Raw genomic sequence first — 19479 nt, 5'->3', positions numbered from 1 at the left:
CGCACCTCTCCGCCCACTGCGGGCGGGCCGCGTCGCCGTGGCGTACGACGCGGCCCGCCCGCTCGGGCAGAGGCCCTCTCTTTCGGATCTTGCCGGGCGCGCGACGCCGGGCATCCTCCCCCAGCGCTGATCCGACAGGATCCGAAAGAGAGGCCCTAACCTCGTACCAGGGCCAGCCCCGAGGAAGGACACCCCGTGTCGGTCGTCCGCATCACCAAGGTCACCTCCACCGATCTGTTCACGGGCACCGAGGCCGCGCCGCGCCAGATACTGCGGCTGACGGTGGACGGCCCGCCGTCCCGCATCGTCGTGACCGGCCCGGGCGTCCGCGGCGTCGCGACCGGCGCGGGCACCGTCGAGGTCCCGCTGGAGGTCGACGCCCCGGTGCCCGGCGAGCGCCGCCCGGTCAGAGTGACCGCCGGCGACGCCGAGGCCCCCGGCGAGCTGGAGGTCGCCGAGCCCGGCTGGACGATGTTCATGGTCTCCCACTTCCACTACGACCCGGTCTGGTGGAACACCCAGGCCGCCTACACCTCCCCCTGGGAACTGCTGTCCGGCGACGCCACGACCCGCCCGCTGTGGGAGCGCAACGGCTTCGCCCTGGTCGACGCACACCTGGAACTGGCGCAGCGCGACCCGGTGTACAAGTTCGTCCTCGCCGAAGTCGACTACCTCAAGCCGTACTTCGACCAGCACCCCGAGCGCCGGGCGCAGCTGCGGGAGCTGCTGGCGAGCGGGCAGGTGGAGCTGGTCGGCGGCACCTACAACGAACCGAACACCAACCTGACCGGTGCCGAGACCACGATCCGCAACCTGCTGTACGGCATCGGCTACCAGCGCGACATCCTCGGCGGGGATCCGCAGACCGCCTGGCAGCTGGACGTCTTCGGCCACGATCCCCAGTTCCCCGGCTACCTGGCCGCCGCCGGACTGACCGGCAGCGCCTGGGCGCGCGGCCCGTTCCACCAGTGGGGGCCGATCCAGAAGAACTTCCGCACGGCCAAGGACGACGCGACGGTCATGCAGTTCCCGAGCGAGTTCGAATGGATCTCGCCGTCCGGGCGCGGGGTGCTCACCCACTACATGCCGCACCACTACTCGGCGGGCTGGTGGATGGACTCCTCCCCCGACCTGGCCGCCGCCGAGCAGGCCGTGTACGAGCTGTACCGCGGGCTCAAGCCGGTCGGCGCGACGCGGAACCTGCTGCTGCCGGTCGGCACCGACTACACCCCGCCGAACAAGTGGGTCACCGAGATCCACCGCTCGTGGGCCGCGAAGTACCTGTGGCCACGGTTCGTCTGCGGCACCCCGCGGGACTTCCTGACCGCCGTCCGGGCCGAACTCACCGCCGCCGGACGGCATCCGAGCCCGCAGACCCGGGACATGAACCCCGTGTACACCGGCAAGGACGTCTCCTACATCGACACCAAGCAGGCCCAGCGGGCGGCCGAGACGGCGGCGCTGGACGCGGAGCGGTTCGCCACCCTGGCAGCCGTCCAGGGCCTCGGCCGCTACCCGGAGGCGGCACTCGACAAGGTGTGGCGCCACCTCGCCTACGGCGCGCACCACGACGCGATCACCGGATCCGAGTCCGACCAGGTCTACCTGGACCTGCTGGGCGGCTGGCGCGAGGCCCACGACCTGGCCGCCGCCGTCCGCGACGCCTCGCTCGATGCGCTGACCGGCCGGATCGGCACCGGCGACGACCACGCGGTGGTCGTCGCCAACTCCCTGTCCTTCCAACGCTCCGGCATGGTGTCGCTCCGGCTGCCGGACGGCCTCGACGACACGCGGGTACTCGACCAGGACGGCCGACCGGTGCCGTGCGCGGTCGACCGGGGCACGCTGCACTTTCGCGCCGACGCGGTACCGGCACTCGGCTGGCGCACCTACACGCTGGCGGACGGCCCGGCCGACGCCCTGTGGCAGGCCGCGGACGGTCTCAGCGCCGCCAACGCCCGCTACCGGGTCACCGCGGACCCGGCGCGCGGCGGCGCGCTCAGCTCCGTCCACGACCTGCTGCACGGACGGGAACTCCTGCGCGAGGACCAGGTCGGCAACGAGGTGCGGGTGTACGAGGAGTACCCGCAGCACCCGGACTTCGGCGAGGGGCCGTGGCACCTGGTCCCGAAGGGCCCGGTCGTCGGTTCGTCCGCCGCGGACGCCACCGTGCGGCGCGAGACCGGCCCGCTGGGCGAACGGCTGGTGGTCACCGGCACCGTCGACGGCATCGCCTACCGACAGACGGTGACCCTCTGGGACGGCGTGGACCACGTCGACTGCCGGACCGTGCTGGCCGACTACGCCGGCGCCGACCGGCTGCTGCGATTGCGCTTCCCGGTCGACCTGCCGGGCGGCCTCCCGGTCAGCGAGGTGGCAGGAGCAGTGGTCGGGCGCGGCTTCGCCCTGCCGGACGTGGACGCCGCCGAGGCACCCTGGACGCTCGACAACCCGGCCAACACGTGGTTCGGCCTGGGATCGACCGCCCGCGTCTCGCTCACCGACCCGAACGGCGACCCGCTCGGCGACCGGGCGCTCGGCGTGGCCGAGGTGATCGTTCCCACCGTCGACGATGCCCACAGCGCAAGGGAGTTGGTGGTCGCCCTGGCCCGCGTCGGGGTGACCGCGACCACCACCAGCGCCGACCGGGCCCGGTACGGCTGGCTCGACGTCGACTCCAACCTGCCCGACGTCCGGATCGTCCTCGGCGGCCCCGACGCCAATCCGGCCGCAGCGGCGCTGCTGGAACGGGCCGGCGCCACGCACGCGGCGGCCCTCGCCGAGCACGGCGCGGTCTGGGTGCCCGCCGACAAGCCACTGCACGAGGTCTGGCAGCCCAACGCCGACCTCCGCGACCTGTGGGCCCTGCCCGCGCTGGTCACCACCGACCCGGCCGCACTCGCCGCCGACCTCGCCGACGCCGTGATCCGCGCCGTCTGCCCCGGTCGGCTCCCCGACGGCGAACGGCTCGCCGACCGCACCGTGGCCCTGCTCACCCGCGGACTGCCCGGATTCGCCGTCGACCCGTCCGGCGCCCTCCACCTGTCGCTGATGCGCTCCTGCACCGGCTGGCCCTCCGGCGTCTGGATCGACCCGCCGAAGCGCACACTGCCCGACGGCGCGTCCTTCCAACTCCAGCACTGGACCCACGAGTTCGGGTACGCCCTGACCGGCGGCGACGGCGACTGGCGGGCACAGCACCTGCCCGCACAGGGCCAGGAGTTCAACCACCCGCTGCACGCCCGGCTGCTCCCGCCCGGCCGGGCCGGCGGGCTGCCCCGGGCCTGCTCCTGGCTGCGGGTCGAACCGGAACGGGAGGTGCTGCTGTCCGCCCTCAAGCCGACCGGCAACCCGATCGCGCACGGTTCCGCGGCGGCCGTCTCCCCCGGGTCGTCGGTCACCCTGCGGCTGATCGAGTCCACCGGCCTCGGGCGGACGGCCCGGCTGGACGGCTCGCTCCGGCTCTCCACGCCGTACGCCTCCGACCTGCTGGAGCAACCGGGCGGGCCACCGGCCGACCTGGTGCTGGCCGGCGCGGAGGTGCTCACGGTGACGGCGGTGCCCGAGGCCACCGGCTCCCCCGGACCGGCGACCGCCGTGCTCGGGCCGGCCGGGGAGGCCGCGCAGCCCGTCCACGCCCGGTACTGGCTGCACAACCGGGGCCCCGCGCCGATGGGGTACCTGCCGGTGTCGGTCGGCCTCTCCCCCGGCCTCGTCCGCACGGCCGGCGGTCCCGTCGAGCTGTCCGCCGTCCTCGCCTCGCACCTGGTGGACGCCGAGGTGGAGGGCACCGCCGAGGTCCTCGCCCCCGACGGCTGGCGCGTCTCCGTCCGCCGCCGCCCCTACCGGCTAGTCCCCTCCGGCCATGTGCGCTTCCCGCTCACGCTCGACCCGCCGGCCGGCACCGAGCCCGGCCTGTACTTCGTCGCCGTCCGCACCGAGTACGGCGGCCAGCTCGTCGAGGACGTCGCCACCGTCGCCGTCGGCGACCTGCCCGCACTGCTGCCCGCCGGCAGCGGGACTCCCGAGGACTGGACGGCCGCCCAGGGCACCCGGGCCGCCGACGGACGCGACACCGGCCTGTCCGTCTCCGTCACCACCCCCTCGGTCCGGCTGTCGCCGGGCCGGCGCAGCACGCTCGGCGTCGTCCTCGACAACCGCACGCGCGGCGAGATCCGCGGCGAGATCCAGGTGGTCGCCCCCTACGGCTGCTGGGACGCACTCCCCGACCCCGTCCGCGGCTTCACCCTGCCGCCCGGCGCCCGACACACCGTCACCCTCGACATCACCGTCCCGGCCGACGCCGAGCCCGGCGCGTACTGGGCGCTCGCGAAGGTGATGTGGTTCGGCCGCTGCCAGTACACCCCGACGGTGGAGCTGGTGATCGAGCCGTGACCGCCGGACCCGCCCTCCTCGGCCTGCTCGACGGCCGCCCCCTCCCCCGCACCGAGCTCGACCGCCGGCTGGCCGCCCTCCGCACCGGCCCGCGGTCCTCCGCACTGCCCGCCCCCGGCAGCCCGGAGGACCGCCAGCTCACCCGCTGGGTCGCCCAGGTCCTGCTCACCGAGGCGCTCTGCACCGCCGAGGCCCGCGTCCGCCGGCTCGACTGCGCCGCCGCTCCACCGGTCCGCCTCGACCAGCGGGCCGCCGTCGAGATGGGCTCGATCACCGCCGCGGCGTTCGAGGGCTGCGCCGCCGTCCGCGCGGTCTTCGCCGCCGTCACCGCCCACGTCACCGCACCACCGCTCGACCCCCACCGGCCCGCACCCGCCACCGTCTGGGAACTCGCCACCGCCGACGGCGACTTCGAGGCCGACCCGGAGACCCTCCCCGTCGCGCTCGCCGCCGCTCTGCGTGCCGCCCCGCCCGGCCGCCGGGTCACCGCCGCCGGCTGGACGGCGGCGCTCGTGTCGACCCGCACCCGTGCCGTCCCCGGCCCGGACGCAGCCCTCGACCTGCTCGGCCCGGCCCGCCGCCTCGCCTTCGTCCGCTGGCTCGACCACGCCCGCGCCCACCGCCTCACCCTCGTCCCCGGGCTCGAACACCCCGGCGACCCGTCGCAGCCCGACAACCACCACCGCCACTGACCCCACCGGGAGCCGAGTCCTGCCGGTCCGGGAGGGTGCAAACCACCGATTCCGGGCACACCGACTGCCCCGACCCGGCGAGACCGACCGTGATCACCATCGGCGACGGCTGCGACCAGCAGCTCCACGCCTGCCCGGCATCGCCGGAACACCCGCACACCGCACTGCTCCAGTAGCCGGTCGGGGTGCCGGCAAATCCGCACGCCGTTCACCCGATCGGCACAGGCGCGCAGCCGTGAACGGCCGGACCGGTACGTCCACAACCCGCTGCCCGCCCTGCGCGATCGAGCCGAAACTGATGTGCTGGGCGCGGGAATGCCTTCTGCGGGGGCTGCCCTCGCAGTACCTGGTCGTACCAGTGCTTGGGAGAGATCCGGATTGAGTACCTATCGAGTCGCACAAGTCCCGGCCGCCGGCGGGCGCTTCGAGATCGTCGAGCGTGACGTACCCCAGCCGGGCCCGGGCCACGTACGGGTGGTGGTGGAGGCGTGCGGGATCTGCCACAGCGACACCGCCTTCGTGGATGCCCTCCTGCCGGGCGTTCGGTTCCCGCTGGTGCCGGGCCACGAGATCGCGGGGCGCATCGAGGCCGTGGGCGAGAGCGTCCACGCCAGTTGGCGGGTGGGCGACCGGGTCGCGGTCGGCTGGTTCGGCGGCAGCTGCGGCCACTGCCGGCGCTGTCGACAGGGCGACTTCATCGTCTGCGAGAGCCTGAAGGTGCCCGGCTGGGCCTACGACGGGGGGTACGCCGACGCGGTGATCGCACCGGTGGACGCCCTGGCCCGGATTCCCGACGGGCTGTCGGCGGTCGAGGCGGCCCCGCTGGGCTGCGCGGGCGTCACGACGTTCAACGGACTGCGGCGCAGCTCCGCCAAGCCGGGCGATCTGGTCGCGGTGCTGGGCATCGGCGGTCTCGGCCACCTGGCGGTGCAGTACGCGGTCGCCATGGGCTTCGAGACCGTGGCCATCGCCCGCGGGGCCGCCAAGGCGGACTTCGCCAAGGAGCTCGGCGCGCACCACTACGTCGACAGCACGGCGGGCGCCGGCGTCGGGGAGGCACTGCAGTCGCTCGGCGGAGCACAGGTGGTCCTGGGAACGGCCGCGAATTCCGAGGCCATCACGGCGACCGTGGACGGTCTGGCCACCCGGGGCGAGCTCGTGGTGATCGGCGCGGACGCCGCACCGCTGGGCATCAGCCCGAACCAGCTGCTCATGAGCGGCAAGATCATCCGCGGCCACCCCTCGGGCACCGCGCAGGACGTGCAGGACACCATGGAGTTCAGCCTGCTCCACGGCATCCGCGCGATGGTCGAGACGGTACCGCTCGAAGGGATCACCGCGGCCTACGACCGGATGCTCGCCGGCGCCGCCCGCTTCCGGATGGTCGTCACCACCGGCTGACCGGCGCGCCCGCGTGCCACGGCCCCACCGGGTTCGCCCGCTGGGGCCGTGGCACGGGCGCGCCGGTCAGCCCTCCTCCGGACGGCTCGGCTCCTCCCAGCGGGTGTGGAAGACCCCGTCGCGGTCGACCCGCCGGTAGGTGTGCGCGCCGAAGAAGTCCCGCTGCCCCTGGATGAGGGCGGCCGGCAGCCGCTCCGCCCGCAGGCCGTCGTAGTACGCGAGCGCCGTCGCGAAGCCCGGTGCCGGCACGCCCAGCTGCGCCGCCGTCGAGACCACCCGCCGCCAGGCCGACTGCGCGGACCCGAGCGCCTCCCTGAAGTGGACGTCGGTCAGCAGGGTGGGCAGCGCCCGGTCCTCGTCGTACGCGGCCTTGATCCGGTTGAGGAACCGCGCCCTGATGATGCAACCGCCGCGCCAGATGGCGGCCATCGCGCCGGGGTCGATCTGCCAGGAGTACTCGGCGCTGCCCGCCTGGATCTGGTTGAAGCCCTGGGCGTACGCGACCATCTTGGAGGCGTACAGGGCCTGCTCGACGTCCTCGGCGAAGCGGTCGAAGGCAGCGCTGTCGAGCCAGGTCTCGGTCGGTCCCGGCAGACCGCGGCCCGCCTCGCGCAGGGGCACGCTGCCGGACAGCGAGCGGGCGAAGACTGCCTCCGCGATGCCGCCGACGGGGGCACCGAGCTCCAGCGCGGTCTGGACCGTCCAGCGTCCGGTGCCCTTCTGCTCGGCCCGGTCCAGCACGACGTCGACGAAGGGCCGCCCGGTCTCCGGGTCGGTGTGGGCGAGGATGTCCGCGGTGATCTCGATCAGGTAGGACTCCAGCCGCCCTCCGTTCCAGGTGCGGAACACCTCGGCGATCTGGGCCGGCTGCATGCCCGCCGCGTGGCGCAGCAGGTCGTACGCCTCGGCGATCAGCTGCATGTCCGCGTACTCGATGCCGTTGTGGACCATCTTGACGAAGTGGCCGGCACCGTCCGGTCCGACGTGCGTGCAGCAGGGCCTGCCGTCGACCTGGGCCGCGATGTCCTCCAGCAGCGGCCCCAGCAACCGGTACGCCTCCGCCGTGCCGCCCGGCATGATGCTGGGCCCCTCCAGCGCGCCCTGCTCACCGCCGGAGATGCCGCTGCCGACGAAGTGCAGCCCGCGCTCGCGAAGGGCGGACTCCCGACGTCGGGTGTCGAGGAAATGGGCGTTCCCGCCGTCCACCAGCACGTCGCCCTCGTCGAGCAGCGGGACGAGCTCGTCGATGACCGTGTCGGTCGGAGCACCCGCCTTGACCATGATGACGATCATGCGTGGGCGTTCGATCGCCGCGACGAAGGCCTCCGGCGACTCGGCCGGGACGAACTCGCCTTCGTGGCCGAACTCCTCCAGCAAGGCGTTGGTCCTGGCCTGCGTGCGGTTGTGCACGGCGACCCGGTAGCCGTGGCGGGCGAAGTTCCTGGCCAGGTTGCGGCCCATCACGGCCAGTCCGGTGACGCCGATCCGGGCCTTCGACTGCTCGGCCATGAGGCTCTCCTACTCGGCGGACAACGAGAGGACCTCGTCCTCGGGGACCTCCAGGTACGTCTCCCCCTCAACCTCGATCGCCGAGCCGGAGAACGTGGCGAAGACGATTCGGTCGCCGACCTTGACGTCCACCGGGTGCGGCTTGCCGCTCTCCAGGGGCCGGCCGGGTCCCACCGCCACCACCTCGCCCCTACGGGTGTCGGCGCCCGCGGCGGGTTCCCCGATCGGCCTGACGACCAGGCGATCGTGCTCCGGGTGGAAGTCGGGCATGGGGTGCTCCTCTGAACTGGGCGGTACGGGTGCAAGCAGGCGGACCGGCGGAACCGGGCGACGGAGGCGCGGACGAAGCGGTCCACATTCGATTCTGCCGGGGTTCCCGGATCCTGCACGGTATGACCACAGGCCTTCGGCCTCATGGAGTCGGGGCCACCCGGCTGCCCGACGCCTCGCCCGCCGAAGTGCGGCTCCGCAGGATCGCACGGTGGCGCGCCCGGGCCCGACGCTCCACCGCCCCCGGCCTCACCCGAACAGCGGAGCGACTCGGCACCGGGGGCTGCTGCTCGGCGGGGCTGGAGCCGGGTGCGCAGGAGGCAGAACTCGTTGCCTTCCGCGCCGGCCGGTACGCAGCACCGCTGCAACACCGGAACGGCCCGGAACGCGGCCCGGGCCGCAGCCGGGCTCTCCTCGGTCCGGTCTCCTCGGTCCGGTTCTCCTCGGTCCGGTCGGCGAGGAGGACATCGACGGCGGCGAGACACCGGCCAGGCCGACGGGAGGTGGCGGCCTCCCGTGGACTTCACATCAGTGCTGCTCCGCCATGCTGCGGGCCCGGCTACCGAGCACGGGGACGTAGCGCTCGGCGAAGTCCTGGAAGTCGGCGGCCGTGTTGTAAACGTGGGTCGAGGGGCGGAAGTAGCCGACGCCGTCGACGTTGGTGAACGCGGCCTCGACGCCCAGCTCGGCCGCGACCCGGTCGCGCAGGGCGTCGGCTTCGAGTCGGGTGCCCTCCAGGCCGTCGGGGAGCCGGACCGGTCGTAGGGCGTTCACCAGCATGCCGACATCGACGGCGGCGCTCTCACCGGTCAGCTTCGTGACGGCCTTGCTGACTGTTCGTCCCCCGTCGGCGACGAGGCGGCGGCCACGACGGCGCCGGTGGCCAGGTACCCCGATCCGGCCCGCAGCGTGAAGGCACTGGTGGTCGAGGCGGGCCGCGGTTCGGCCAAGCCGGTGTCCTGGCGCGAGGGTTCACGCCCGGGCAAGGGCCGTAGTGGATTGAAGCGCATGTACTCGCGGTTCGTCGCGCTACGGATCCGCCCCGCCGGACGCGAGATCCGCGACGCCACCGACGGCGTCGAGCTGCCCGAGGGCTGGCTGCTGGCCGAGTGGCCGGCCAGAGAACCCGAGCCGGTCCAGTTCTGGCTCTGCGACCTCCCGCCGACACCCCGCTGACCACCCTGGTCGGACTCGCCAAACTCCGCTGGCGCATCGAACACGACTACCGCGAGATGAAGCAGGCCCTCGGACTTGCCCACTTCGAGGGCCGCACCTACACCGGCTGGCACCACCACGTCACCCTCGTCGCCCTCGCCCACGCCTACTGCACCCTGCGGAGGAGGCTGACCCGGGCCCCAAAGGAACGGCAGCGGCCTGAGCCTCCACCAGGTCGTCCGCGAGCTGCAGTCACTCCTCGCCACCCGGGCCGGCGCATGCCCCACCTGCCACTGCGACATACCCACACCCCCTATGGACCTGACCAAGCCCTACTAGGGTGGCCCAATGGCAGACGTCCCAGTGGCAGCAACGGCCTCAGTCGAGGCGCTGAACGCCGTGGTGGAGCTCGCCTGCGCACCACCCACGAGCAAGTCCCGCGCGAAGCAACTCCGGTGGGTGGCCGGTGAACTCCGCACCGCCCTGGAACGCGGCGAGATCCCGTCGGCGGCTGCCGAATCACTCGCCGAGATCCTTGCACCGGACACCCTCGCCGCCTATCTCGGGGCGGCGGAAATGGGCCTGCTCCGGCGCAAGCCGGCCGCCCGGCCGGACCAGCCGTCGCCCGCGTCCATGAGGGTGCGGGAGGACTGCCTGCAGATCCTCGGCGCCCGGGCGGGCATCGCCGTCGTGCTCCCGGACCGCGACCTGCGGGTCGTGCTCCGGCCGGTCGTCGCCGCCCGCCCGCGCAGCATCCTCCTCGGCCACCTGGAGCGGGCGGTCCGGCCTGGCCGGTCCGAGGCCCGCAGCCGGATTCTCGCAATCATCGGCACGGTGCTGGACACCGGCTGCCGGGCCGGCGAACTCTGCCACCTGCGCGTGGGCGACGTCGACGCCGGCCGCGGCAGAATCCGCGTCACCCGGCTGCCCCAGCACCGGAACCTGCACGCCGAACCGGTCACCGAGACCGTGGCGCTGTCGCCCCAGACACAGGCGGCGATGAGGCACTGGCTGACGGTGCGCAGCCGCCTGGTCGTGCGGGACGCCGCGAAGCCCGCCGGCCGGAAGAACGAGACCACCGACGCCCTGTGGGTGAGCGTCTCCCCCAGTGGCCGCAGCCGGCCCGGCCTGCCGCTGCACTTCCGGGGCCTCGCCCGCGCCTACGTCCGCGAGATCCAGGGCCTCAACCTCGACATGGCCGGCGAACCCGGCTGGGAACCGCTGCCGGAACGCATGGAGCAGCTCCGCCGCGCGATCGAACTCGAACCGACCGACCTCGTCGACGCAACCGTCCTCCGCCGCGCGCCGGCTCCTCGGATCGACGGTGATCCGTGACGTTCCGACCACAGGTCACATGTCGACTTAGTGATCGGCACCGTAAATCCTTCGGGGGCTGTTCACGCTGCCGGTGCGACAGAGGATTCCTCTCGGTGATCGGCGGTGTGCCGGTCGATCCTGGCCAGCAGATCGTCCAGGAGCGGTGCTGCCAGGGCTTGAGCGCGTCCTGGGCCAGCCGGCGACGCACGGTCGACGCCGACATGAACGGGGCGATGCCCGGCCGGGCGGCCTCGCGGCCGGTTCCGGGCACGACCAGCGTGAGAGCGGTACTTCACTCTGGGCAGGCAGCCGGCAGGCCGGCGCCTTGACCTCGGCGGCCTGCAGCGGTGTGAACGAGGCGGCACGGCCGCAGCGTTGACGGTCTTTGAGCCCGGGCAGGCGCCCGCCTGGGCGAACCGGCCGCGCCAGCGGCGCACGGTGTCCACATGCAGCCCCCTCCTCCCGGGCGATGCATGCGTTGGAGCGTCCACGCGCGGCGTGCAGCACCACCCGTGCACGCACCCGCAGCCGGTGCTCGGTCGTGTAGCCGTAGGCCGTCTTCTTCAACCGCACGCGCTCGGCGGCACTCGGGGCTGTCGGACAGGGGGTGCGGACGGGCATGGCGGGCGAACCGATCGGCCGAAGTGGATCACTGGTACCCCGCAGCGCCCGTCACCGCCCCGGCCCCCGCAATGACCGGTGCAAGAGGCCACTTGGACAGGGAAAACGCAACTTCGACATGGCCCGCAGAGGCAGCTACCTTCACCTTGTCTTCGGCGATCGCCCACGGTTGCACAGGAGTTCCTTCAGGCTGAGCCACCCGCGACGGGATGAGTCGGTCACGCCCCACGAATCCGCGCCCCCATGCGTAAGCCACCGAACCGGGTCCACACCAGACACCCCCAACCAGGGAGAGACACATGCCCCATCTCGCGCTGTACACATTCGGCGTCCTGAAGTCACCTCTCGCCGATCCAACACCTCTCACGAACGAGTTCTACGACAGCGGCGCGGCCGTCTACCGGAAGATCAGCCAGCACCCCGGGTACCTCGCTCGTGCTGAAGCGGCAGACGGCGACCGGGGCACACTCTTCGAGGCCGACTGGGGTGCATGGGGAGAGTTCGCCGTACCGACCTGGTACGGCAAGGGCCGTACGGTGGAAACCACCGCCCTGGCCGCGACCCTCTCACTCTGGACCGACCTGCCCTCCGCCTTCGACGCCATCTACACCGGTCTGCACCGTGAGGCGCTGAACAGGCGTTACGACTGGTTCGAGAGGACAGCACACCCGAGCTACGTGTTCTGGTGGGTCTCCGACGGCGTGATACCCACCTGGCAGGACGGGGTTTCCAGGCTGGAACACCTCCACGACCACGGCTCCGCGCCGCAAGCCTTCACCTTCCACCACTCGTTCGCCCCGGAGGGAACTCCGACCAGGGTCAAAGGCATCGGGCCCAAGAGCGACCAGGTTCGCTGACAAGGAGGCCTGAACGACTGGGTTTCGCTCACGCCATCCTGCCCACCAGCGGCTTCGCCGGCACCCCCGGAGGATTTACGGCGCCGACCACTTGGGTACGGCCAGCGGCCGATGCGTGTGCGGCGTGAGTGAGCCCTCCCGGCGCGTCGGACGTTCAGCGTGTCAGGTCTGCCAGCACGCGCCGGGCGACGGTGCGGACCTCCTCGTCCTCGCGGATGAGCTCGGTGTGGCTTCCGAGGCCCACGATGCGGCTGTCCCCCTCGGCGAGCTGCCGGACGCTCTCGATCTGGATCGGAGTGAAGGCGGCAGGGCCGAGGGCGGCGAGTGTGTCCAGCGCAGCCAGTACGGAGCGCTGGGACGCAACCGGCCCGGCGGCGGCGCGGACGCGGTCGACGAGGTCGGTGAGCGTGACGCCGGCGGGGCGGTCGCTGCCGGGATGTGCGGCCACCAGCGCCCGCGCGGCGGCCGCGGCGGTGTCCGGCCGGTCGAGCATCGGCAGCAGGTGCACGACGGCCGGCCGCGCGGCGGGGCCGAGGAGGGCGGCGACCCGGGCCGCGTGGTTCGCGACCCGGTGGAACCAGAAGCCGGGCGGCCAGGTCAGGCCCTCCAGCACCACGGGAAGGACGGCTTCCTGATCACCGGTCAGGTCCCAGACCGCGGCGGCAGCCGCCAGGCCCGCCTCGACCGCGTGGAGGTCGGCCCGGCTCTCCGCCGGTTCGGCGAGCAGTGCCAGGAGGTGGGGAAGCAGCGGACGGGCCTGCTCGCCGAGCGAGGCGGCGGCCCGGACGGCGTGGTCGCGCGATCCGGAGCGTTCGCCGAGCGCCAGGGCCAGGACGGTGAGCAGGGGCTCCATGTCGCCCGTCCGTGCGTGGAGCGCTGTCGCGGCCTCCTGGCGGTCCGGCAGGGAGCCGGTCACGGCACGCTCCCGCAGCGCGGCAGCCACACCGGGGTGGAGCCGCGCGTCGGCGACAACGGCGAGCGCCCGGGCGACGGGGGCGGGGCGATGCGGCAGCGCGTCCACCAACTCGGGAACCGCGTCCCGGGCGGCGGGCCCCCAACCCGCCAGCAGGCCGATGAGATGGACCGGCTCGTTGACGGCCGCGAGGCCACCTGCCGTCAACGACGGGCGCTCGCGCGGGGTCGAGGCGTCGGCAGTCCGGGCCGCCAGCCGGTCCCGGACGGCGAGCAGCAGCGCCGGAGTGCACGGAAGCGGCGCCGGGGGCTTCTGCACGGCGCGGCGGAAGGCGGCCTCCAGCGCGTACGGCCGGTCCGGCAGGTGCCGCGCGAGGAGATCCGCGGCCTCGGATGCGCCCAGCGTCACCAGGGCTGCCAGGGCCCGGTCGGCCGGCTCGTCGGTCCCCTCGGCGAGGCGGACGAGGGCCGGGACCGCCTGCGGGGCGGGCACGGCCCACTCGCTCACCGCGGCGCTGACGCCGCCGGCGGTGGCCGGGGCGTCGAGCAGCGGCAGCATCGCCGGCAGCAGCCGTGCCGGGGCGCTCCGAGAACGCAGCGCAAGCGACTGGGCGGCCCAGGTCGCCTCGCCGGCCGCCGCCCCGGGATCCGCGCCGGAGCGCAGCTCCCGCGCCGCGCGGTCCAGCGCCACGGCGACGAGATCGATCGCCGCGTCCACGTCGCCGCGCTCGTGCAGGGCGACGGTGAGGGCCTTCAGAGGCTCCCGCTCCCACCGGCTGCCTGCCAGGTGCGGCCGCAGCGGCAGCAGCGCCGCGAGCTCGGCGGCGGACTCCTCGTCCCACGGACAGCCCGCCGCCCCGCGCGCCAGCAGCGCGGCCACCCGCACCGCCGGGGGCTCCGCCGCTCGCAGCGCGGCCGCGCACAGCTCCTCCGCCGCGTCCCGGTCGACCAGGACGCACGCGGTCAGCACGTCCGCGCGCACCACCGGATCGGTCTCCGCCGCCCAGCGCCGCCGCAACGCCGCCCGGGCCTCCGGGCCCGCGTCCTGCCCGCAGTGGCCCACCGTCCAGGCCGCGTACTGCCGCACCTCGCGGGCGGCGTCCGCGAGCAGGGGCAGTACCAGCGGCAGCTGGGCGACGACCGCCGCGCGTGCCGCACCCGGCCGGGCCGGGCCGTGCTCGTCCGTGCTCTCGGCGACGGCTCCCAGCATGCCGAGCAGCTCCGCGCGGCGCAGTCCTGCCGCCGCGAGGCGGGCCAGGAATGGGACGGCCGCCACCGTGGCCTCGTAGACCGTGCCCTGGTGCACGAGGCCGCTCCACAGCTCGTACTCGGCCTCCGCGACGGCCTCCGGGTCGGCCGCGGTCAATGCGCGCAGCAGATCGGGGACATCACCTGCGGGGCCGTAGGCATGGTGCAGCTCCGACCAGGCGACCCGGTCGAGGTCCGCGAACACGGTGGCGAGATCCATGTGGCGGATGCTTCCACCCGGGTCCGACAGCACCGCGCTCGCATCTCGAAGCGGTGTCCCGCGGCCGATCGGCGTGGACATCGTGACGGCAGCGGTCCGGGATCCGGGCGCGGACCACGGTGGACGGTGCCTCACGGCCCGGACTGCGCGTCAGATCCTGACTGCTGCACCGGGCGGCCCGGTCACCCGGGTCCGGGCCGCCCGTGCGAGGATCGCAGGTAGGGGACCGCCGGGGTGAGGGGATGCGCCGTGTGCACCGTGTTCGTCAGCTTCGATCCAGGCTCGGCGGTGCCGGTCCTCGTTCTCGCCGCACGCGACGAGTACGCCGACCGGGCGTGGCTGCCGCCCGCCCGGCACTGGCCCGCCCGGCCGCGGCTGGTGGGCGGCCTCGATCTGGTGGCGGGCGGCACGTGGCTGGCCGTCGACCCGGGCGGCGCCGGCCGCACCCCCCGCCTGGCCTGCATCCTGAACGGGTTCGGGCTCCCGGCCGATCCGGCCGGGCGGCTCTCGCGCGGTGAGCTACCGCTGCTGGCCGCGGAGGGCGACGACCTCGCCGACCGCGACTGGGCGCGTTATGACCCGTTCCACCTGATCACCGCCGGGCCGGACGCGGTGTCGATGCTGGGGTGGAGCGGCACCGAGGTGACCCGCAGGTCGCTGGAGCCGGGCCTGCACGCCGTCATCAACGACGGGATGGAGGGCCTCGCCTCGCACCGCACGTCCTCGCGGCGCGCCTCGCGGATGATGGCCGCCCGGCTCGCGCACTTCCGGCCCCGCCTGGCCGAGGTCCGCCGACCGGAGCCGCCGACCGCGCCCGCCCCCGCCTCCTCCGACGGCGCCGACGCCCTGACCGCCGAGGTGTGGGGCGACTGGCCGGCGATCGCGGACGGTGACGGGCTGGACCGCACCCATCCGGCCGCCCTCGTCCAGCGCCGCGACTTCGGCGACGGACGGATCTGGGCGACCACCTCGCTCGCACTGGTCGGGCTGGGCCGCGACGGCGTCCGCTACGACTTCAACCCGGCACCGGGCAACGCCGCCTGGTACCCCGTCGACACCCGGCTGTCCCTCGGCTGAGCCGTGCCTCCCGGGGGGCCTCGACCCGCCGCTGTGCGCACCACGTTGACATGACGACGGGCCCGCGGGATGCCCGGCGGTGGTTGGAGACCGCCGGGCATCCTGCGCCGCCCCTGCGGGCGGGCACACAGCGGAGCGCGGCGGCCGCTGTTCCACGAGACGGCCGGGGCACTCCCCGAAGGCAGGAACTCTGCCAGGGATCAGCTCTCCGCGCAGCGCGCCACCCCGCAGGACTTCGGTAACGAATTGTTCAATTCCGGCATTCCGAACAGCGCGCCCATGCGAGCCGATGACGGCGGCTCAGGTCGCGGGCGGGGGTGTGCTCAGACGCTCCACCGGCCGGTCCAGGTCGAAGCGCGCCGCTTCGGCACCGCGGAAGGCGGGGCAGGCCGTCCGCCCGCCCCGATCCGTCTCGCCCTGTCCACGGCCTGTCCCCGATCCGTCCGCGATTCATCGAACAGCGGGATCTCCGTGCCGGGCGCGGCGTCCGCGAGGAAGGTGGAGGCGACGCCCTTGCCCTGCTGGCCGCGCGGGCTCTCGTACCGCAGCACGGAGACGGTGAGGCTGACCCGGCTGGGGGTGGCGAGCGGGCTGGAGGCGATGGAGTAGAGGCGCGGCTGAAGGCGCTTCAGCAGGTCGATCCAGTCCTGCGCGCTCTGCCGGACGGGGAACTCGGCGAGGACGTCGACCGCTTGCCGGCCCCAACTCCACCGGGCGAGGCCGTCCTTGTCGTCCGGGCGGAGCAGGTGCTTCGGCTCGCGGTCGCCGGTCTGTTCGACGGCGAGGCGGAGCAGCGCGGGGGTGATGCGGGTGATGTCGAGGTGGCGGGCGAGGGCGTCGGCGAACGTGGCGGTGCGGGTGCCGGTGAGGACGACTTCGGTGGCGGGGTCGAGTCCGGTGGCGGTGAGCCATTCGTAGACGAGCTCGGGGCAGTTGGCGGGTCGGACGCCTAGTGCGTCGCCGGGTTCGTAGCGGAGGTCGTCGCCGATGTCGAAGGTGAAGCGCCGTACCTCCTTGCCCGCGCCGGGATGGCTGAGGAGCCGGTTCTCGGTGAGGGCGACGCGGGGGTGTCGGTGCGCGGAGGGTCGAGGGCGTCGACGGTGTCGAGGGTGGTGAGGACGGCGCCGAGCCAGGGTTCGGCGGCCTCGCCGTCGGGTTCGCAGTCGGTGCGGGGGTAGAGCCGGGTGGCGCCGAGTTCGGCGAGGCGTTCGTCGAGTCGGCGGCCGTGTCCGCAGAAGTCGCCGTAGCTGGAGTCGCCGAAGGCGAGGACGGAGTAGCGGACGCCGTCGAGGCGCGGCGCGTCGGTCGCGCCGAGCGCCTGCCAGAAGTCTGCGCCGTTGTCGGGTGCGTCGCCGTCGCCGAAGGTGCTGCTGAACACCAGCAGGTCGGTGTCGCCGGTGAGCGCGCCGGGTGCCGTGTCCGCCATGGCGAGCAGTTCCGGTGCCCGTCCGGAGGCCGCGAGCCGGGCGGCCGCCGTCGCGGCGAACTCCTCCGCCGTGCCGGTCTGGGACGCCCAGAGCACCACCAGCCTGCGGGTCGGTGCGGCCGTGGCCACGCCGGTGGCCGCCGCGGGTGCGAGGGCCGGGGCGCCGGCGGCGGGGCGGGCACCGGCGATGGTGCGGGAGAACATGCCGGCGAGGACGCCGTCGATCCAGACCGCGGTCCTCGGGTCGACCGGGGCGGAGGGCGGCAGCACCGGCACGCCGCCGGGTGCCGGTGCCAGCGCGACGCCCGCGAGGTAGCCGGCCAGGTAGCGGCGTTCCGGCTCGCCGAGCGGCGGGGGCGCCAGGTCGGTGAGGCCGAACACGGCGGCGAGCGCGGCCAGTTGGCCGCCTTGAATCCCGGGCTGAGGTGCGGGTCCGACGAGCGGCACCGGCGCGGTCGGCGCGGCGGCAGTCACGACGTGGTCCTCACAGTCTGCTGGGCGGGCAGGACGGCACCGGGCACGGGCCGAATAGCCGAAGCCTAGGAAGGCCCTGTTGCCGCCGGGGCCCGGCCGGGGGTCCCGGGGGTTACACCGTCCGCACGTCCACGGATCGACCCTGTGAGGAGCGGCCGGGAGGACGGCCGGGAGGACGGCCGGGCCGCGCGCCGGACCGGTCCGCGGTCACTGCACGGCGGCGGCCCGCCGGTCGAGGACGGCCAGGGCGCGCCGCCCCCAGCGGATGTTCTCCTCCTCGAAGGCGAGGCCGCGCAGCAGGGTGAGGTAGGGGCCGACCCGGTCGGCGCCGGCGAGGAACTCGTCCTCGGTGCGGCCGTCGAGGAGCCTGGCCCGGAGCCGCTCCCAGCGGGCGATCTTCGCCTCCGCCCAGGCGATCCGCTCCGCGATCGCGGCCCGCACGGCCTCGGCGTCACCGGCGTCCACGGCCCGGACCTTGACCATCAACTCGTCGCGGATCGCCCCCGGGCGCGGCGGCTCGGCGGTGAAGGCGCGCAGCTGCCGGCGGCCCTCCTCAGTGAGCGAGTAGAGGCGTTTGTTGGGGCGGCGCTCCTGTTCGACGACGCGGGCCCGGACGAGCCCCTCGGCCGCCATGCGGTCGAGCTCGCGGTACAGCTGCTGCGGGGTGGCCATCCAGTAGTTCGCGACCGAGGCGTCGAACTCCTTGGCCAGGTCGTACCCGGACGCCTCGCCCTCCAGAAGTGCGGCCATCACCGCGTTGCGCAACGCCATTCGGACAGGGTATCCCCGCCGCCGTCCGCCTCGGCCGTCAGCGGCCGGCCACCCCTGGACAGCGGCCGGGGCAGCCGCCTAGTCTCCTCCACACCTATTCAAAAAGTTGAGTATCCACCCCCAGTTCATCCCCCAGTACCTGTCCCCACCGGAGGTGACCGGATGCACCCCTTCCGCCAGGCCGTGGAGCGGCGCGACGCGGCGGCGATCGAGGCCCTGCTCGCCGAGGACGTCGTGTTCACCAGCCCCGTCGCGTTCAAGCCCTACCCGGGCAAGGCGATCACCGCGGCGATCCTTCGCGCCGTGATGCAGGTCTTCGAGGACTTCCGGTACGTCCGGGAGTTCGCGAGCGAGGACGGCCGCGGGCACGCGCTCGCCTTCACCGCCACCGTCGACGGCCGGCGCGTGGACGGCTGCGACTTCCTGCACCTGAACGAGGACGGCCTGATCGACGACCTGACGGTGATGGTCCGGCCGCTGTCCGGCGCGAACGCGCTCGCCACGGCGATGGCTGCCAGGTTCGAGCAGATCAGCCGGGAGGCGCTGGAGGCCTCCGGCCGCTGACCGCCGCTCAGACGGGGTCCACGGCACGGCCGGTGCGGGCAGCCGCACCGGCCCACCGGGCCGGCAGGTCCGGCCGCACCTTCGGACGGGTCGTCAGTCGCCCGTCTTCTCGGTCACGCAGAGGATGTTCCCCTCACTGTCCTTGAACCAGGCGGCCCGCATCCCCGAGGCCTCCGCCACGCCGTCGACCGTCTTCAGGCCGGGCAGGTCGTAGTCCTCGAACGCGACGCCCCGGTCGCGCAGTTCCTTCATCTCGGCGTCCAGGCTGCCGACCTTCCAGCTGGCCAGCGTGTGTCCGGCCTGGCCGCCGTGCGGGGTCTCGTAGATGCCGAACCGGGTGCCGCCGCACTCGAAGGTGACGTCCTCGGGGCTCGTCTCGGAGATCGTCAGCCCCAGGGTGTCGCGGTAGAACGCCTTCGCCCGTTCCAGGTCGGCGGCCGGAATGATGGCAAACAGTGGTGCATCAGCAAGCATGTCCATCGCCTCCTCCCTCCAGGCTAGGCCCGCCCGGGTGACGGCGACACCGACGCCCGACGGGCCGGCCGGACGGAACCGACCGCGGGCCGTGTC

16 protein-coding genes and 1 pseudogene are annotated in these 19479 nt (G+C 73.9%); 10 read left to right on the top strand and 7 right to left on the bottom strand.

Annotated elements, in window-relative coordinates:
- Positions 1–195 precede the first annotated feature (195 nt).
- The 4 genes from AB0P35_RS02900 (at position 196) to AB0P35_RS02885 (ending at position 6488) form a co-directional block, all read left to right on the top strand.
- Complete coding sequence (locus AB0P35_RS02900; RefSeq protein WP_363505567.1) at positions 196–4395, top strand: NEW3 domain-containing protein; 4200 nt, start codon at positions 196–198, stop codon at positions 4393–4395.
- Positions 4392–5087: a hypothetical protein gene (locus AB0P35_RS02895; protein ID WP_363505564.1), complete on the top strand. Its 696-nt coding sequence runs from the start codon at positions 4392–4394 to the stop codon at positions 5085–5087. Before AB0P35_RS02900 ends, AB0P35_RS02895 begins: the two co-directional genes overlap by 4 nt.
- Positions 5088–5122: 35 nt before the next feature.
- On the top strand, positions 5123–5263 hold the full coding sequence (locus tag AB0P35_RS02890) for a hypothetical protein (RefSeq protein WP_363505561.1): 141 nt from the start codon (positions 5123–5125) through the stop codon (positions 5261–5263).
- Positions 5264–5465: 202 nt separating this feature from the next.
- Entirely contained in the window at positions 5466–6488 is a 1023-nt protein-coding gene (locus tag AB0P35_RS02885) for an alcohol dehydrogenase (RefSeq protein ID WP_363505558.1), read from the top strand.
- 66 nt (positions 6489–6554) lie between these two features.
- Here AB0P35_RS02885 and gndA read toward each other — a convergent pair whose 3' ends face one another.
- From gndA to AB0P35_RS02870, 3 genes are all read right to left on the bottom strand, one after another.
- A complete protein-coding gene (gene gndA / locus AB0P35_RS02880) occupies positions 6555–7997 on the bottom strand; it encodes an NADP-dependent phosphogluconate dehydrogenase (protein WP_363505555.1) in 1443 nt (480 codons plus the stop codon).
- 9 nt (positions 7998–8006) lie between these two features.
- Positions 8007–8267, bottom strand: coding sequence for a co-chaperone GroES (locus AB0P35_RS02875; protein ID WP_363505552.1), 261 nt, complete (start codon positions 8265–8267; stop codon positions 8007–8009).
- A gap of 528 nt (positions 8268–8795) precedes the next feature.
- Positions 8796–9047, bottom strand: coding sequence for a hypothetical protein (locus AB0P35_RS02870; RefSeq protein ID WP_363505549.1), 252 nt, complete (start codon positions 9045–9047; stop codon positions 8796–8798).
- Positions 9048–9146: 99 nt separating this feature from the next.
- Here AB0P35_RS02870 and AB0P35_RS02865 point away from each other — a divergent pair, with 99 nt between their 5' ends.
- The 4 genes from AB0P35_RS02865 to AB0P35_RS02850 all read left to right on the top strand — a co-directional run bounded on the left by AB0P35_RS02865 (position 9147) and on the right by AB0P35_RS02850 (position 12217).
- Positions 9147–9443 (top strand): hypothetical protein, encoded by a 297-nt coding sequence (locus AB0P35_RS02865; RefSeq protein WP_363505546.1) that lies wholly within the window; start codon positions 9147–9149, stop codon positions 9441–9443.
- Complete coding sequence (locus tag AB0P35_RS02860) at positions 9362–9892, top strand: transposase (RefSeq protein ID WP_363505765.1); 531 nt, start codon at positions 9362–9364, stop codon at positions 9890–9892. Before AB0P35_RS02865 ends, AB0P35_RS02860 begins: the two co-directional genes overlap by 82 nt.
- Positions 9893–9998: 106 nt before the next feature.
- Positions 9999–10757: a site-specific integrase gene (locus AB0P35_RS02855; protein ID WP_363505762.1), complete on the top strand. Its 759-nt coding sequence runs from the start codon at positions 9999–10001 to the stop codon at positions 10755–10757.
- Between the two features lie 902 nt (positions 10758–11659).
- Positions 11660–12217 carry a DUF3291 domain-containing protein gene (locus tag AB0P35_RS02850; protein WP_363505543.1) on the top strand — a complete coding sequence of 186 codons (558 nt, stop codon included), beginning with the start codon at positions 11660–11662 and terminating at the stop codon, positions 12215–12217.
- Positions 12218–12371: 154 nt separating this feature from the next.
- Here AB0P35_RS02850 and AB0P35_RS02845 read toward each other — a convergent pair whose 3' ends face one another.
- Positions 12372–14597, bottom strand: a complete 2226-nt coding sequence (locus tag AB0P35_RS02845) for a hypothetical protein (protein ID WP_363505540.1) — start codon at positions 14595–14597, stop codon at positions 12372–12374.
- A 249-nt stretch (positions 14598–14846) separates the two neighbouring features.
- On the opposite strand from AB0P35_RS02845, the gene AB0P35_RS02840 reads away from it, so the two are divergent.
- Positions 14847–15674 (top strand): NRDE family protein, encoded by an 828-nt coding sequence (locus AB0P35_RS02840; RefSeq protein WP_363505537.1) that lies wholly within the window; start codon positions 14847–14849, stop codon positions 15672–15674.
- Between the two features lie 455 nt (positions 15675–16129).
- Here AB0P35_RS02840 and AB0P35_RS02835 read toward each other — a convergent pair.
- Together AB0P35_RS02835 and AB0P35_RS02830 are read right to left on the bottom strand one after the other, a co-directional pair.
- Positions 16130–17490, bottom strand: a pseudogene (locus AB0P35_RS02835) (flavodoxin domain-containing protein); the annotation flags it as partial.
- A 291-nt stretch (positions 17491–17781) separates the two neighbouring features.
- Positions 17782–18345: a PadR family transcriptional regulator gene (locus AB0P35_RS02830; RefSeq protein ID WP_363505534.1), complete on the bottom strand. Its 564-nt coding sequence runs from the start codon at positions 18343–18345 to the stop codon at positions 17782–17784.
- A gap of 162 nt (positions 18346–18507) precedes the next feature.
- Here AB0P35_RS02830 and AB0P35_RS02825 point away from each other — a divergent pair, with 162 nt between their 5' ends.
- A complete protein-coding gene (locus AB0P35_RS02825; RefSeq protein ID WP_363505531.1) occupies positions 18508–18909 on the top strand; it encodes a nuclear transport factor 2 family protein in 402 nt (133 codons plus the stop codon).
- Between the two features lie 93 nt (positions 18910–19002).
- On the opposite strand, the gene AB0P35_RS02820 is transcribed toward AB0P35_RS02825, so the two are convergent.
- Positions 19003–19389: a VOC family protein gene (locus tag AB0P35_RS02820; RefSeq protein ID WP_218835696.1), complete on the bottom strand. Its 387-nt coding sequence runs from the start codon at positions 19387–19389 to the stop codon at positions 19003–19005.
- Between the last annotated feature and the right edge of the window lie 90 nt (positions 19390–19479).

The organism is Kitasatospora sp. NPDC085879, assembly GCF_040686255.1.
GTDB lineage: Bacteria > Actinomycetota > Actinomycetes > Streptomycetales > Streptomycetaceae > Kitasatospora.
This window is presented reverse-complemented; position numbering and strand designations above follow the sequence as displayed.